12 protein-coding genes are annotated in these 14760 nt (G+C 52.4%); all 12 read left to right on the top strand.

Annotated elements, in window-relative coordinates; translation table 11 throughout:
• The first annotated feature begins 6 nt into the window (after positions 1–6).
• The 12 genes from MPHASIOC01_RS13775 (at position 7) to cysA (ending at position 14732) form a co-directional block, all read left to right on the top strand.
• Entirely contained in the window at positions 7–996 is a 990-nt protein-coding gene (locus MPHASIOC01_RS13775; RefSeq protein ID WP_353614876.1) for an SUMF1/EgtB/PvdO family nonheme iron enzyme, read from the top strand.
• Between the two features lie 245 nt (positions 997–1241).
• On the top strand, positions 1242–1499 hold the full coding sequence (locus MPHASIOC01_RS13770; RefSeq protein ID WP_110025636.1) for a PAAR domain-containing protein: 258 nt from the start codon (positions 1242–1244) through the stop codon (positions 1497–1499).
• 3 nt (positions 1500–1502) lie between these two features.
• Entirely contained in the window at positions 1503–2681 is a 1179-nt protein-coding gene (locus MPHASIOC01_RS13765; protein ID WP_353614875.1) for a hypothetical protein, read from the top strand.
• Between the two features lie 11 nt (positions 2682–2692).
• Positions 2693–6109: an ImcF-related family protein gene (locus MPHASIOC01_RS13760; protein WP_353614874.1), complete on the top strand. Its 3417-nt coding sequence runs from the start codon at positions 2693–2695 to the stop codon at positions 6107–6109.
• A 368-nt stretch (positions 6110–6477) separates the two neighbouring features.
• Positions 6478–7167 carry a DUF3592 domain-containing protein gene (locus tag MPHASIOC01_RS13755; protein ID WP_353614873.1) on the top strand — a complete coding sequence of 230 codons (690 nt, stop codon included), beginning with the start codon at positions 6478–6480 and terminating at the stop codon, positions 7165–7167.
• Positions 7168–7266: 99 nt separating this feature from the next.
• Positions 7267–9030, top strand: coding sequence for a type VI secretion system baseplate subunit TssF (tssF, locus tag MPHASIOC01_RS13750; protein WP_353614872.1), 1764 nt, complete (start codon positions 7267–7269; stop codon positions 9028–9030).
• Positions 8994–10085: a type VI secretion system baseplate subunit TssG gene (gene tssG, locus MPHASIOC01_RS13745; protein ID WP_353614871.1), complete on the top strand. Its 1092-nt coding sequence runs from the start codon at positions 8994–8996 to the stop codon at positions 10083–10085. Before tssF ends, tssG begins: the two co-directional genes overlap by 37 nt.
• Complete coding sequence (gene tssJ, locus MPHASIOC01_RS13740) at positions 10066–10602, top strand: type VI secretion system lipoprotein TssJ (protein ID WP_064595392.1); 537 nt, start codon at positions 10066–10068, stop codon at positions 10600–10602. Before tssG ends, tssJ begins: the two co-directional genes overlap by 20 nt.
• Positions 10603–10935: 333 nt before the next feature.
• Positions 10936–11952 carry a sulfate ABC transporter substrate-binding protein gene (locus MPHASIOC01_RS13735; RefSeq protein ID WP_064595390.1) on the top strand — a complete coding sequence of 339 codons (1017 nt, stop codon included), beginning with the start codon at positions 10936–10938 and terminating at the stop codon, positions 11950–11952.
• Positions 11952–12785 (top strand): sulfate/thiosulfate ABC transporter permease CysT, encoded by an 834-nt coding sequence (gene cysT / locus MPHASIOC01_RS13730; protein WP_064595388.1) that lies wholly within the window; start codon positions 11952–11954, stop codon positions 12783–12785. Before MPHASIOC01_RS13735 ends, cysT begins: the two co-directional genes overlap by 1 nt.
• A complete protein-coding gene (gene cysW / locus MPHASIOC01_RS13725) occupies positions 12785–13657 on the top strand; it encodes a sulfate/thiosulfate ABC transporter permease CysW (protein ID WP_064595386.1) in 873 nt (290 codons plus the stop codon). The genes cysT and cysW overlap by 1 nt, the downstream gene beginning before the upstream one ends.
• Entirely contained in the window at positions 13647–14732 is a 1086-nt protein-coding gene (cysA, locus tag MPHASIOC01_RS13720) for a sulfate/thiosulfate ABC transporter ATP-binding protein CysA (protein ID WP_064595384.1), read from the top strand. The genes cysW and cysA overlap by 11 nt, the downstream gene beginning before the upstream one ends.
• Positions 14733–14760 lie beyond the last annotated feature (28 nt).

The raw sequence follows: 14760 nt of genomic DNA, 5'->3' as shown, positions 1-14760 counted from the left end.
TCAATAATGAACAAAAGGACTTTTCTGTTGCTGGCCCCTTTATTTCTGAGTGCCTGCGATAACCATCCGGCCACAACTTCTGCTGCCACTGCCGCGCAAAATCAACAGTCCAGCCCCGAACTGCAAAATATGCTGCACCAGGTAAAACAGAACCTGGTGTTTGTGGAGGGCGGTGACTTTCTGATGGGGGATTTTGGCCGGGAATATGGGCCGGAAAAACTGCGCTATGACGTTAATAAAGACAGCAAACCGCTGCATAAAGTCACGCTGAGCAGTTACTCCATCAGCCGGTTTAAAACCACCAACCAGGAATACCAGCTCTACCTTAAATTACATAACCTGCCATTAAGACAGTTTGATGGCGGGCTTTTTCAGGAGTGGATGGACTCGCTGAATCAATTACCCAACACCCCGGCGCATGTGGACTGGTATGAAGCCGAACAATACTGTGCCTGGCTGGGGGAAGTCAGTGGCCTGCCTTTTGCCCTGCCAACGGAAGCACAGTGGGAATATGCCGCCCGCAGCCGGGGGCAGTTTTTTATTGTCGGCACCAACAGTGGCGTGCTGGAAATGGAGGGGATCAATCGCGGAATTAATATTTCCGGCGCATTCGACCGTGAGGAGTTTGCCCGGCAAATGGGGCTGAAAGGTGGCACCATGGCGGCGATGCCCGTAGACCGTTACCCGCCCAACCCGCTGGGGCTTTACGATATGGCAGGGAATGGCTATGAGTGGATGCAGGACTGGTATGACCCGGATTACTACCAGCACTCCCCGGCGGTTAACCCCCGGGGGCCGGAAAAACCGGTCTATAAGAGTCTTGATGGGATTGATGATACGGAGCCCCAGTATACCAAAGTACTCCGTGGGGCGGGTTTCTCTGGTCCATTTGAAGGGCTAACCATTGTCCGGTCTAAAAGAAAACCGGACACGGGGGTTCTTTTGACAACAACCGTTCGTTGTGTGGTCAACAGCCCGAATCCCGTAAAACCGTAACGGAGTCAATAATGAACAAAAGGACTTTTCTGCTGCTATTGGTATGCAATAACTAATTGGTGGCTTTTGCAGGCTATTTATATTGGTGTGCGTTGTGTTTTAAATAAGTGTGGTTGCACGCTTATTATTTTCTGTTTGATATTTTATTTAACCAGGTAGCCAGATGGTATTTGTTTTTCGCTATTTGGCTGGTTTTTTTAACAGTATTGCATCCGAATATTCAACAAAGCTAAGAGGGCTTTATTATGCCTGGTGTTATTCGCATTGGTGACACGACATCCAGTGGTGGGAAGGTTTTGCAAGGCAGTACAGGTGTTATATTTCAGGGGAGGGCTATTTCCTGTAAAGGAGACAAAGTGTTATGCCCTGTACACGGAGAAACCGCTATTGCAGAAGGTGATGAAGGTTCCAAAATTAAAGGAAAACCCATAGCGCTTCATGGGCACCGTTGTGGCTGTGGTTGTACGTTAATTACCTCATTGCCTGTTGCTGGTCGGCGGTAGCTTATGCCTATTGATCTTAATAGCATTCCTGACAAACAAGCCGCACCTGAGCACCCGAAAATATTGCGATGGACGCTGGTTATTATTCTGTTTACCTGTGTGGGTGCGATGTTTTCGCTTTATTTATGGCCTGGCGGTATGGCAACTCACTCAGCATGGTTCTGGTTTTGTACCCTTGTCATACCTTTTACTACCGGTTTTGCCTGTTATGGTATTCGGCTACGAATTTATGAAAATTCGCGTGACAGTATTGCTTATTGGAATAATCTCCACCAGGAGCAATATGACAGACTGGTGAATACGGGGCAACGTTTCGCAGGGTTGGTGGGAAAAGCTTATATTACCCCAATAGCATGTAACAAGCTGGCCTCTGCTCTTGTGAAATTTGGCAGCCAGTTACAGTCACACTACTTTGTGGACTTTCAACGCGTTCAGACGGTTGCCTGCCTGGATAAGCCTTCAAATACAAGTTACAAATCGAGGCTGTCAGGATACCTGTCTCAGCTACTCCGTATGCTGGAGCCAGATTTGTTAATGATCCCTGGTGGTGATTTTTCTGTGCGTATTCACCATGACGGAGCGCTGGATAATAAAGTGATTGAAGATATTTGGCAGGGTATGTTTCCAGACAAGTATCACACAAACTCGCTTATTGTTGAGACTGAGTGCGATGGTTTAATCTGGCTTGATCCCTGGCTGGATAATGGTGAAGCCAGGGTGACGCTCTCTGTTGAAATCAACCTGTTCAGTACGCCTCTGGATTATCAGGCGGAATCTGTATCCGCTCTGTTACTGGCTTCACCTGAATGGCTTGCTCGATATGATATTAAACCTGAAGTAGCTATCCATCGCCCGGTTGTGTCAACGGAAGATATTTCTACCACCAGAAATATGCTGCTTTGGGGAGGTTTGTCTGCAAAAGAGCCCTATGGAATTTGGCGGGTTCAGGTGAACCAGAACACACTCAGCCGGGTTATCAAACAGGTTGAAAGTATGGGGTACTCACCAGGAAAACGTGAGGAATATAGTTTGGATGATTTATTCGGCAACCCCGGAGCAGCAGCAGGGAATATTAGCTTAATTTGCGCCAGTGAACATGCTGTTACATCCGCCATACCCCAGTGGATAATGGCAGAAAATAAAACAATGCATCAGCTAATTGTACGCAAAGTCGATTATTGAAGGAAAATGGCGTGGCAAAGAATAAACGCATTAGCACATGGATTATTATTGCGATAATTTTATTGATAAGTGCCGGGCTGATTTGGCTGAATAATCCATTTTTTAAAATTATTCATCAGGAAAAGAAACTGTTTGTATCACTTATTGTTGTTGTGATTTGCCTGGTGATTCTGCTATTTGATGAAATATTTGTACGGCTACTGGAATGGCTGGTTTCCTCTCATTTTATTCAGAAGTATATATTGCTTACAGGCAAAAGACCGCAGGCAGATCTGGGCGAGCAGAAAAACGACAGAAGCTGCGTTAAAGCAAAACAAATCCGTGAGTATCTTCACCACCTCCACGGCCGTTTCTGGCAGCACAAAATCCGCATGCTGCTGGTAACCGGGACGGTTTCTGATGTGGAGCAACTGGCGCCGGGCCTCACCCGTGAGCGCTGGCTGGAAGACGGCGGTACCCTGCTGTTGTGGGGCGGTGACCCGTCTGAGCCTGCCGATAACGCCTGGCTGGCGGCGCTGGGTAAGCTGCGTTACCGCCCGGCAGATGGCCTGGTGTGGGTGACTTCCGCTTTCGACCAGCTTGCCACGACCAACCCGGAACCCCCGCGCCCGCTACCTTCAGGCAGTGAGATGAACGCGCTGGTGCATGCCCTGCGTGAACGCCTGGCGGTGGCGGGCTGGCAACTGCCGGTGTATGTCTGGTCGCTGCACCCGCGGGCCGGGAAGCCGGCAGGCCGCACCGTGCAGGCCACCGGCTGCCTGTTGCCTGCCGGGTGTGATTTGGACACACTGGCACAGACACTGGCGTCCATGGTACCGGAGCTGGTTTCCCGGGGCGTACAGCAGGTGTGCTGCCGGGTGCCGCACCCCTTTCTGCTGGCGCTGGCCGACCAGCTGACACGCCAGCCTGCCAGTATCACCGGGCCGCTGTCGGCAATGACAGGCCCTTACCGTCCGTTTCCCCTGGCCGGAGTGGTCTTCAGCCAGCCCTGTTCCCCGCCGCAGCCGTCTGCGCCGTCCCGCTGGGTTATGGACAACAGCTGGGACGTGTTACCGGCCGGTGTCCGGGCATTACCGCCACCGCTGCGCCCCCACAAAACAGGGACACCCCGGCAGAAGGTGTTATTCCCCGCGGCATGCGGACTGCTGCTGGCGTGGGGAGCGTGGTCCGGCCTGGCGTATGTCAGTAACCGCAGCCATATCACGGATGCCCATGCCCGGGTGGTGGTGAGCGCACAACAAACCCTGCCGCTGGCGGCCCGCCTGCAGGCGCTTGCTGAATTGCAGAAAACACTGGACCGTTTACAGTACCGGGCTGCACAGGGCGCGCCCTGGTATACACGCGCCGGCCTCAGCCAGAATGATGCCCTGCTGGCTGCGCTGTTGCCCCATTACCAGGCCAGTGCACACACCCTGTTGCGGGATGCCGCGGCGGAACATCTGCGCTCGCAGCTTCAGGCTTTTACGGCACAGCCGCCCGGCAGCCCGCAGCGTGAGCGGCAGGCCGGAGCCGCCCGTGACCAGCTGAAGCTCTACCTGATGCTGACCCGCCCGCAACATATGGATGCGGACTGGTTCGCGCACACCCTGTTGCAGCGCTGGCCGGGGCGTGAGGGAGTTAAAGACCCGGTCTGGCAGGGGATGGCACCGTCACTGCTGGCGTTTTATGGCGCACAACTTGCCGCCCACCCGGAGGGGGCGTTACCAGAGGATAAACAACTGGTCAGCCAGGTGCGCACCCTGCTTATTCGCCTGACAGGGCAGCGTAACAGCGAAACCTCCCTGTACCAGAGTATGCTGGCGCAGGTGGCGCACCTGTACGCCGACATGCGCCTGGAAGACATGACCGGCGATACGGAGGTGTCACGGCTGTTCACTACCGGCGAAACCGTACCGGGCGTGTTCACCCGCCAGGCCTGGGAGCAGGCGGTGCAGCCAGCCATTGACAGCGTGGTGGCGGCACGACGTGATGAGCATGACTGGGTACTGGCAGACAGCCAGCAGTCCGTGTCGTTGCAGGAGGCCATGGCGCCTGAAGTACTGAAACAACAACTGACGGACCGCTACTTTGCGGATTTCAGTGGTGCCTGGCTGGCGTTTCTTAACAGCCTGCGCTGGCAACGCCCGGCCACACTGTCGGATGCCACTGACCAGTTAACGCTGATGGCGGATATACGCCAGTCGCCCCTGGTTGCCCTGATGAACACCCTGAACGTGCAGGGGCGTACCGGGCAGGCCCGGGAAGCCATCTCTGATTCGCTGGTGAAATCGGCCCGAAACCTGCTGAACAGTGGCAGCCAGGGGGTTACTGACCAGAGTACAGGGGTTACCGGCCCACTGGACAACACCTTCGGCCCGTTACTGGCGCTGACGGACAGCTCCCGCACCGGGCAGCAGGAACACAGCCTGCAGGCGTATCTGACCCGGGTCACCCGGGTGCGGCTGCGCCTTCAGCAGGTGACCCACGCGGCCGACCCGCAGGCAATGGCGCAGGGCCTTGCGCAGGCCGTTTTTCAGGGCAAAACCGTGGACCTCACCCAAACCCGCGACTACGGCAGCCTGCTCGCCGCAGGCCTGGGGCAGGAGTGGCGGGGGTTGGGGGAAACCCTGTTTGTCAGCCCGCTGGAGCAGGCCTGGCAGCAGGTGCTGGCCCCGGCGGCAGACAGCCTCAATGCACAGTGGCAGCAGGCGGTGGTCAGTGAGTGGTACCGCGCCTTTGGCGGCCGCTATCCGTTCAACAACACCGGCAGCGATGTGTCACTGCCGTTGCTGGCAAAATACCTGAATACGGATTCCGGGCGCATCACGCAGTTTCTGCAAACCCGCCTGCAGGGGGTGCTGAACCGCGAAGGAAGCCAGTGGGTGCCGGACAGCGCCGGTTCACAGGGGCTGGTGTTCAACCCGGCGTTCCTCCGGGCCATCAATACCCTGAGCCATATCGCTGATGTGGCCTTTACTGAAGGGGAGGCCGGTATGCATTTTGAGCTGCGTCCGGGTACGGCCGGGGGCGTGATGCAGACCGACATGGTGATTGACAATCAGTCGCTGGTGTATATGAACCAGATGCCGGTCTGGCAACGTTTCGCCTGGCCTGCGGATACAGAAGCCGCCGGTGCCCGTTTAAGCTGGATGAGCACCCCAGCCGGAACCCGGTTGTATGCGGATATACCGGGAGCCTGGGGCTGGATACGCCTGCTGGAGCAGGCAACGGTGAGTGCGTACCCGGGTGTTGGCAGCAGCTACAGCCTGAGCTGGCAGGCTCAGGACGGGCGGGCGCTGAACTACACCCTGCGTACCGAAGCCGGAGAAGGCCCGCTGGCCCTGCTGAAACTGCGTGGCTTCCGGTTGCCGGAAACGATTTTTATTACTGAGGGCGCGTCATCTGCACCGGGCATTCATGATAGTGGTAGCACCATGATTGTAGACTAAGACGCCAGACGGGTTGCCTTCACTGATGTGCTTAAGAAAACGAGTTTCGACCCGGAATATCACTCTGCGTATTTGCTCACAAAGTGGGGTTCTGTGTGGTTTTGTAAGGCAGCGCGTTAGCAATAAACGCATTGTCTCTCTTCTGGAGAAATTAAACGCTATCCCATGAGGCTATTTTATTTGCTATTTCAGCCCAGGACAGTGCTCAGCATCCTTACGTACTCCGTGTACGCTGCGACTTTTGCGCGCTGTCCGCAGCTAAAATCACTGTAACAATAACCTCTACCGGGATAGGTTCTAAGGCTGGCGGTGAGGAAATACCGCCAGCTGTATTGTGATGTTTTGTCATAACGTAAAAAGGAAGTAAGATGAAAAAAATTTTTGGCCTGATGTTTTCTGTAAGCCTGGTTCTGTTTTTCATTGCCGGTTACCTTGCTTATTCTAATCACCAGTTTCAGCGTGATGCCATTCACGCCAAAGGACAAATAACCCATCTACGCTACAGCTATAACGCTGACTCATCTTCTGAAGTCTGGTTTCCTGAAATTACCTTTACCGATAATACCGGAAAACGTATTGTTTTTGAGTCCACTACCGGACGTTCCAGTTATCGTGACCGTATGGGAGATACCATTGATGTTATTTATAACCAGAATGATGTGACGAGTGCCAAAATTAATGACACTGTCGGGCTTTATTTAGGTGCTTTCATTTGCGGTGGTATTGCGCTGGTCTTCCTGCTGATTGGGGGGGCTGGTTTATGGTTGATGAACAGTGGAAAACGTCATCAGCGATTAATCCACAATGGTAAACCATTGGCGGCCACTATTGTGAGTGTGGAATTAAATGAGGCTATCCAAATTAATGGTCGCTCGCCCTGGAGGATCGTGTGTCAGTGGCTGGACCCCCAATCCGGGAGAGTGTTTTTGTTTAACAGTGCTAACTTTTATTATGACCCTTCACCGTATATTAAAGAGGAAAATATTACGGTGTATGTGGCACATAATAACGTAAATAAATACTATGTGGATATTTCTGGTTTTCCTGAAAAGGCCTGATGCTCATCTTTTTTAATTAGTTCTTATTTTTTCCCCTGTGGCAGCGGATTGTTTATCCGTTTCAGGGGCAATCACTTAATTTTCAGGATTCAGTTTGTTATGGATGATTTAACCCTGCGCTACTATGAGGCGGAAATACGCTACCTGCGCGAAGCCGCAAAAGAATTTGCACAAGCGCATCCCGACAGAGCTGCCATGCTTGATTTGGATAAAGCAGGTACACCAGACCCTTATGTTGAACGCCTGTTCGAGGGTTTCGCTTTTTCAATGGGGCGTTTGCGCGAAAAGATTGATGATGACTTGCCAGAGCTGACCGAAGGGCTGGTCAGTATGCTCTGGCCCCATTATTTGCGTACCATTCCGTCTCTCGCCATTGTGGCATTCACTCCAGATGTGCATACCGTGAAAATGGCTGAGAATGTACCGGCGGGGCTGGCGATTTATTCCCGCCCGGTGGGGCCGAAGAACACAATCTGCCGCTATCGCACTACCCGTGATGTGATGCTCAATCCCCTCAGTATCTCTTCTGTCTCTATGGCAACTGAGCCTGACGGCCGTTCTGTATTGCGCATGCGCTTTACCTGTAGCCAGCAGGCCGACTGGTCAAATGCGGATCTCAGCCGGTTGAGCCTGTACCTTGGTGCGGATGCACCTGTTGGCAGTCAGTTGCACCTGATGCTCACAAAACGCCTGGCTGCTATGTATGTGCGTTTGTCTGGCGAGCATGAACGTAAAGAGCTGGATGGTTATTTCTCGCCTGGTGGTTTTCGCGCAGAAGACAGTCTGCTGCCAAAAACAGATAGCGCATTCAGTGGCTATCAGTTACTGCTGGAATATTTTGTCTTTCGCGACAAGTTTATGTTTGTCCATCTCCATGGGCTTGATTCTCTGCCACTACAGGAGGGAACTGAATATATTGATATCGACGTGGTATTCAGTAGCCTCTGGCCGGCAGACCTGCCTGTCACTCATGAGGCGGTCCGGCTGCATTGTGTACCGGTGATTAATCTGTTCACACTGGAAGCTGATCCGCTCACTGTCTCTGGGCTTGAACAAGAATACCTGTTGCGCCCTAAACGCCTGCAGGATGGGCATACTGAGATCTATTCTGTCGATAAGGTGGCAGGTTCAAACCGAACCAACCAGACGGAGTATGTGCCATTTTCTGGTTTTCGCCATAAAGGCGGCATGATGAGGCGTCACGCTCCACCACGTTATTACCATACGCGTGTGAAACGCAGCGTGACAGGGCTGTATGACACCTGGCTGATTCTTGGCGGGCATCAGTGGGAGGAAGAACAGCGCATAGAGCATGAGACGATATCACTGCAAATTACGGGTACCAATGGTCAGTTACCGCGCCGGGCCTTGCAAAGTACGCTGCTTGAGCGTTGCGAGCAGGTGGTACAGACGCCATTACCAGTCACTAACCTGTGCAAACCAACGCTGCCAGTCTATCCCCCTGTAGAAGATCGGTTTCACTGGCGAGTAATGAGTCACCTGGGAACAAGTTTTCTCAACATGATGGAGAGCGCAGAAGTGCTGCGTGGGGCTCTGGCGCTCTATAACTGGCAGGAAGATGAATGCAATACCCGCCGTCTGGAAGCTATACAGCATGTGGCGTATCACCGCCTGCAGCGTTTTGAGCAGGGCTATCTGCTGCGTGGGGTGGATATTGAAGTGACTCTCGACAGTAACGGTTTTACCGGAGAAGGGGACATTCATTTGTTTGGGGAATTACTCAACCGTTTCTTCGCACTCTATGCCGATATGAATCAGTTTAACCAGCTTACCCTCATCGTTCAGCCAGAAGGAAAGTGCATCCGGTGGAAAGAGAATCACAATCCGCGTCTGCCAGGTTGATAAAAAGCCTCGGTGACAGGTTACCTTTAGTTAATTTTTACCGCCTTTGTCAGTTGCTGGAGCAAAGCCAGCCAGATAACCCGGTGATGGGCAGTACCTGGCAGGTTCGCCAGGAGCCGGTGCGTTTTCGCCCTCACCCGGGAATGGGGTTTCCTGCCTCAGAAATAAAAGCGTTTGAACCTGCGGAGCAGCCGCATTTACCCGCAACAGTTCGCATTACTTTTATGGGGCTGTACGGGGTAACGTCTCCGTTGCCAACACACTATGTCAATGACATCGCACAGCAGCGGGAAGGGCATGAAGTAACAGCTGATTTTCTTGATATCTTCAATCACCGGCTGATTACGCAGTACTACCGTATATGGCGTAAATACAGTTATCCGGCCACCTTTGAAGCGGGTGGGCGTGACAAAACATCACAGTACCTTTTGGGCCTTATCGGGCTGGGGGTGGATGGCTGTACTGCCAGTGTGGCTGCACCGTTATCGCGCTTTCTGGCGCTGTTACCGGTGATGTTGCTACCTGGCCGAACAGCAGAAGGAATGGTTTCTCTGGTGAGCTTGCTGGCACCAGGGACGCAGGCAAAAATTTGGCACCACGATAAAAAGCGCATGCAGCTCAGAGCGCCCCTTACTCTGAGTGCCAGCCAGCCAGTGACATTGGCAAATCGCCCTGTAATGGGGAATTACGCAACGGATGTGAACAGCCAGGTGCTGATGCAGCTTTCTACATCTGACCCGGAGGAAGTGCAGGGCTGGCTTCCTGGTGGGGAGCTTTATGCGGACTTAATGGCGTTGCTGCATGTTTATCTGGGCTCACGCCTTGATGTGCGGTTGCAGCTATGCGTGGGCAGTAACCAGCTTCCACAAGCGATTATCAGCTGTAAACCCAATGTGGGGGCAGGGCAACTGGGCCGTACTGCCATTATGCGCTTTCATAAGCGGTCGGCAGGCCAACAGCCACAAATAATAACCATTAATCTGGGCCGTTATGCGCGGCTTCAGGAGAATATTCAGCGTAAGGAGAGCGACGAAAATGGCGATTATCGTGGATAACGTTTCCCGGTTTGTGCTGGTTGTAGGTATCACGGTATTACTGGCGGGATGTGGGCTGGCGCAGAACGTTTCGAATGGCTCAGCCGCAGTGACAAAATCTATTTTTTATAAGCAGGTTAAAACCCTGCGCCTTGATATTCGTGCCCGTGAGGCGGTCAACCCTAATGATAGCGGTGTGGCATTGCCCACGGTAGTGCGTATCTACCAGCTTAAAGACCGTACAGCATTTGACCGCACGGATTATTTGTCATTGTTCACCCATAGCGGTCAGGTACTTAAAACTGATTTGTTGGCAGAAAAAGAGGTGCGCCTGCAACCTGGCGGCACAGTGATGGTAAGTATGCCAATAAATGAAAGTACCCAATATGTGGCGGTGGCAGGAATGTTTCTCTCGCCCGATCAGGTGAATAATACCTGGCGAGTTGTGTTGAGCCGTAATGACCTTCACCCGGATAAATTCCGAATTATTGAAGCAGGTAATAATCAGTTGGTCCTGAGGGGCATAAAAGGTGACTGATACCCAGCCCAGTTCTGGTTGCTGTATGAAACACCCAGTGGCAGTTTTACTGCTTACAGTTACTCTCCTGAAAAACACCTTCAGTGTTGCCAGACCACTTGTGCATAGTGCTTCAGAACAGACTGAATCACTGTTGTGATACGTAACCGAATGGGCCTGGTCTGGCCCTCCATTCCCTTGAAGAAAACAGCGCATGCGCTGTTTTCTTCACCCTCTTCTTATTCCCTTTTGCGCTTGAAAATCACGAAACGGTATATAAAACCGTTATAACTTTTGACCCGCTTCTCAATACACTGAACCTCTATTCCATAAGGTCTGAGTGAAGGTGCAAAAATGGCGGGTAAGTCAGTAAAACGTGTCTTGAGTGCAATGGCGCTGTCTCTGGTCCTGGCGGGCAGTGCGCACGCGACGGAGCTGCTGAACAGTTCCTATGATGTCGCGCGCGAGTTATTCGCCTCATTGAACCCACCATTTGAGAAACAATGGGCTCAGGATAACAACGGCGACAAACTGACTATCAAACAATCCCATGCCGGTTCATCACGCCAGGCGCTGGCTATTTTGCAGGGCCTGAAAGCGGATGTTGTCACTTATAACCAGGTAACTGACGTTCAGATCCTGCATGACAAAGGCAATCTGATCCCCGCAGACTGGCAAAGCCGCCTGCCAAACCACAGCTCACCGTTTTACTCCACCATGGCCTTTCTGGTGCGCAAAGGTAACCCGAAAAACATTCACAACTGGAGCGACCTGGCCCGTAGTGATGTAAAACTGGTGTTCCCGAACCCGAAAACCTCAGGCAATGGCCGTTACACCTATCTTGCCGCCTGGGGCGCAGCCGACCAGGCTGACGGCGGCGATGAAGCCAAAACCAAAGCGTTCATGACCCAGTTTCTGAAAAATGTTCAGGTATTTGATACCGGAGGCCGTGGGGCAACGACTTCATTTGCTGAACGAGGCCTCGGCGATGTGCTGATTAGCTTTGAATCTGAAGTGAACAATATCCGTAAACAGTACCCGAACGAGCAGTTCGAAGTTGTGGTACCTAAAGTGGATATTCTTGCTGAATTCCCGGTGACCTGGGTTGACCGTAACGTGAAAGCCAATGGCACAGAAAAAGCCGCTAAAGCGTACCTGAATTATCTCTATAGCCCACAAGCGCAGGAAATTATCACCAGCTATTACTACCGGGTAAATAACCCTGAGCTGATGGGCAAAATGAAAGATAAATTTCCAGAAACCAAACTGTTTCGCGTAGAAGACAAATTTGGTTCGTGGAAAGAAGCCATGAGCAAGCATTTTGCCAGTGGCGGTGAACTGGATCAGTTGTTAGCAGCAGGGCGTAGCTAATGTTTGCCATCTCTTCCCGGCGTGTTTTGCCGGGTTTTACACTCAGTATGGGTACCAGCCTGCTTTTTATTTGCCTGGTGTTGTTATTACCGCTGAGTGCACTTGTGATGCAGTTAAGCCAGATGACACTGGCGCAGTACTGGCAGGTTATTTCAAACCCGCAGATGGTTGCCGCGTATAAAGTGACAGTGCTGTCTGCCGGTGTTGCAGCCCTGTTTAATGGTGTGTTTGGCTTGTTGATGGCCTGGGTGCTAACCCGCTACCAGTTTCCCGGGCGCAGCCTGCTGGATGCTTTAATGGATTTACCTTTTGCGTTACCCACCGCCGTTGCGGGGCTAACCCTGGCATCGCTGTTCTCAGTCAATGGTATCTATGGCGAATGGCTGGGGCATTTTGGCATCAAAGTTACTTATACCTGGCTGGGCATTGCTGTGGCTATGGCCTTTACCAGTATTCCTTTTGTGGTGCGTACAGTGCAGCCTGTGCTGGAAGAGTTGGGGCCAGAGTATGAAGAAGCGGCAGAAACCCTGGGCGCCACCCGCTGGCAGACTTTCCGTCGTGTAGTGATGCCGGAATTATCACCAGCATTAATTGCCGGGGTCGCATTATCGTTTACCCGTAGCCTGGGGGAATTTGGCGCAGTCATTTTTATTGCCGGGAACATTGCCTGGAAAACAGAAGTGACATCATTAATGATTTTTGTGCGCTTACAAGAGTTCGATTACCCGGCAGCCAGTGCAATTGCTTCCGTTATTCTGGCTGCATCACTGATTTTATTGTTTGGGATTAATACGTTACAGAGTCGCTTTGGTCGGCGTGTGGTAGGGCATTAATGGCAAATATTTCACAATTACGCCCCCGGCGTGAACCCGTTAACTGGGGCAAGTGGTCGTTGATTGGCCTGGGTGTGGTGATCTCAGCCTTTATTCTTGTTGTGCCTATGGCATCGATTTTCGCCATCGCCTTTTCTAAAGGCATTATGCCGGTGCTGCAAAATTTGGTTGATCCCGATATGCGTAATGCTATCTGGTTAACGCTGCTGATTGCCGTTATCACTGTTCCGGTCAACCTGGTGTTCGGTACGTTGCTTGCCTGGCTGGTAACGCGTTTTACTTTCCCTGGCCGCCAGTTGATGCTGACACTGCTGGATATACCCTTTGCGGTGTCGCCAGTGGTTGCGGGTCTGGTTTACTTGTTGTTCTACGGTGCGAACGGTATTGCCGGTAGCTGGCTTGAGGCACATAACCTGCAATTGATGTTTGCCTGGCCCGGCATGATTATGGTGACTGTGTTCGTTACCTGCCCATTTGTGGTGCGTGAGCTGGTACCTGTAATGATGAGCCAGGGCAGCCAGGAAGATGAAGCTGCAATTCTGTTAGGTGCATCTGGCTGGCAAATGTTCCGTCGGGTGACACTGCCAAACATTCGTTGGGCATTGCTGTACGGCGTGGTATTGACTAATGCGCGCGCAATTGGTGAATTCGGCGCGGTATCGGTGGTTTCCGGGTCTATTCGTGGCGAAACGCTGTCTTTGCCACTGCAAATAGAAATGCTGGAGCAGGATTACAATACGGTGGGGGCTTTTACCGCCGCCGCATTACTGACATTAATTGCAATTTTGACTCTGTTTTTGAAAAGTGCAGTGCAGTGGCGCCTGAACAGCCAGGAAAAGCACCAGCAACAGGAAGGTAATAGTGAGCATTGAGATAAACAACATCAAAAAATCTTTTGGCCGGACTCAGGTGCTGAATGATATCTCGCTGGATATTCCTGCGGGGCAAATGGTGGCACTGCTTGGTCCTTCCGGTTCTGGGAAAACCACACTGTTGCGGATAATCGCGGGCCTTGAACATCAGTCCAGTGGTCGCATCAGCTTTCATGGTAAAGATGTCAGTAAGCTGCATGCGCGCGACCGGCGGGTTGGTTTTGTGTTCCAGCACTATGCGCTGTTTCGCCATATGACCGTGTTCGACAACATCGCCTTCGGTTTATCGGTATTGCCACGTCGTGAGCGCCCGTCTGCGGCGGTTATCAAACAGAAAGTGACTAATTTACTGGAAATGGTCCAGCTTTCACATCTGGCCGACCGTTTCCCTGCTCAGCTTTCCGGCGGGCAAAAGCAACGTGTTGCTCTGGCTCGTGCGCTGGCGGTAGAGCCGCAAATTCTGCTGCTTGATGAACCTTTTGGCGCGCTGGATGCCCAGGTGCGTATGGAGTTGCGGCGTTGGTTGCGCCAGTTACATGAAGAACTGCAATTTACCAGCGTCTTTGTAACTCACGACCAGGAAGAAGCGATGGAAATTGCTGACCGGGTTGTCGTAATGAGCCAGGGCAATATTGAACAGGCTGACGCCCCACAACAAGTCTGGCACGAACCCGCTACCCGGTTTGTGCTTGAGTTCCTGGGTGAAGTGAATCGGTTAAAAGGATCTGTGCAGGGTAGCCAGTTTCACGTTGGCGCTCACCGCTGGCCACTTGGTTTTACCCCTGGTTATCAGGGGCCGGTAGACTTGTTCCTGCGCCCCTGGGAAGTGGACGTAAGCCGCACAACCAGCCTGGATTCTCCGTTACCCGTTCAGGTACTGGAAGTCAGCCCGAAAGGGCACTATATGCAATTGGTTGTGCAGCCGGTTGGTTGGTATACAGACCCTCTGACCGTTGTTATGCGTGATGACACCGTGCCGCAACGGGGTGAGCGTTTATTTGTGGGGCTCCAGCATGCGCGCATCTATCACGGTGATTTGCGCATTGAGAGTCTTGCTCTTGCGCAATCAGCCTGATAGTTTTATAAGCACCTGTAAGCGGCCG

The organism is Mangrovibacter phragmitis (genome assembly GCF_040429585.1).
GTDB classification, from domain to species: Bacteria; Pseudomonadota; Gammaproteobacteria; order Enterobacterales; family Enterobacteriaceae; genus Mangrovibacter; species Mangrovibacter phragmitis.
Note: the sequence above shows the minus strand (reverse complement) of the source record. Positions and strands in the feature narration are given on the sequence as shown.

What these genes read in the sequence shown, in the direction of transcription:
- MPHASIOC01_RS13775 (WP_353614876.1), top strand. Translation starts at nt 7, where the DNA reads ATGAACAAAAGGACTTTTCTGTTGCTGGCCCCTTTATTTCTGAGTGCC.
- MPHASIOC01_RS13770 (WP_110025636.1), top strand. Translation starts at nt 1,242, where the DNA reads ATGCCTGGTGTTATTCGCATTGGTGACACGACATCCAGTGGTGGGAAG.
- MPHASIOC01_RS13765 (WP_353614875.1), top strand. Translation starts at nt 1,503, where the DNA reads ATGCCTATTGATCTTAATAGCATTCCTGACAAACAAGCCGCACCTGAG.
- MPHASIOC01_RS13755 (WP_353614873.1), top strand. Translation starts at nt 6,478, where the DNA reads ATGAAAAAAATTTTTGGCCTGATGTTTTCTGTAAGCCTGGTTCTGTTT.
- tssF (WP_353614872.1), top strand. Translation starts at nt 7,267, where the DNA reads ATGGATGATTTAACCCTGCGCTACTATGAGGCGGAAATACGCTACCTG.
- tssJ (WP_064595392.1), top strand. Translation starts at nt 10,066, where the DNA reads ATGGCGATTATCGTGGATAACGTTTCCCGGTTTGTGCTGGTTGTAGGT.
- MPHASIOC01_RS13735 (WP_064595390.1), top strand. Translation starts at nt 10,936, where the DNA reads ATGGCGGGTAAGTCAGTAAAACGTGTCTTGAGTGCAATGGCGCTGTCT.
- cysT (WP_064595388.1), top strand. Translation starts at nt 11,952, where the DNA reads ATGTTTGCCATCTCTTCCCGGCGTGTTTTGCCGGGTTTTACACTCAGT.
- cysW (WP_064595386.1), top strand. Translation starts at nt 12,785, where the DNA reads ATGGCAAATATTTCACAATTACGCCCCCGGCGTGAACCCGTTAACTGG.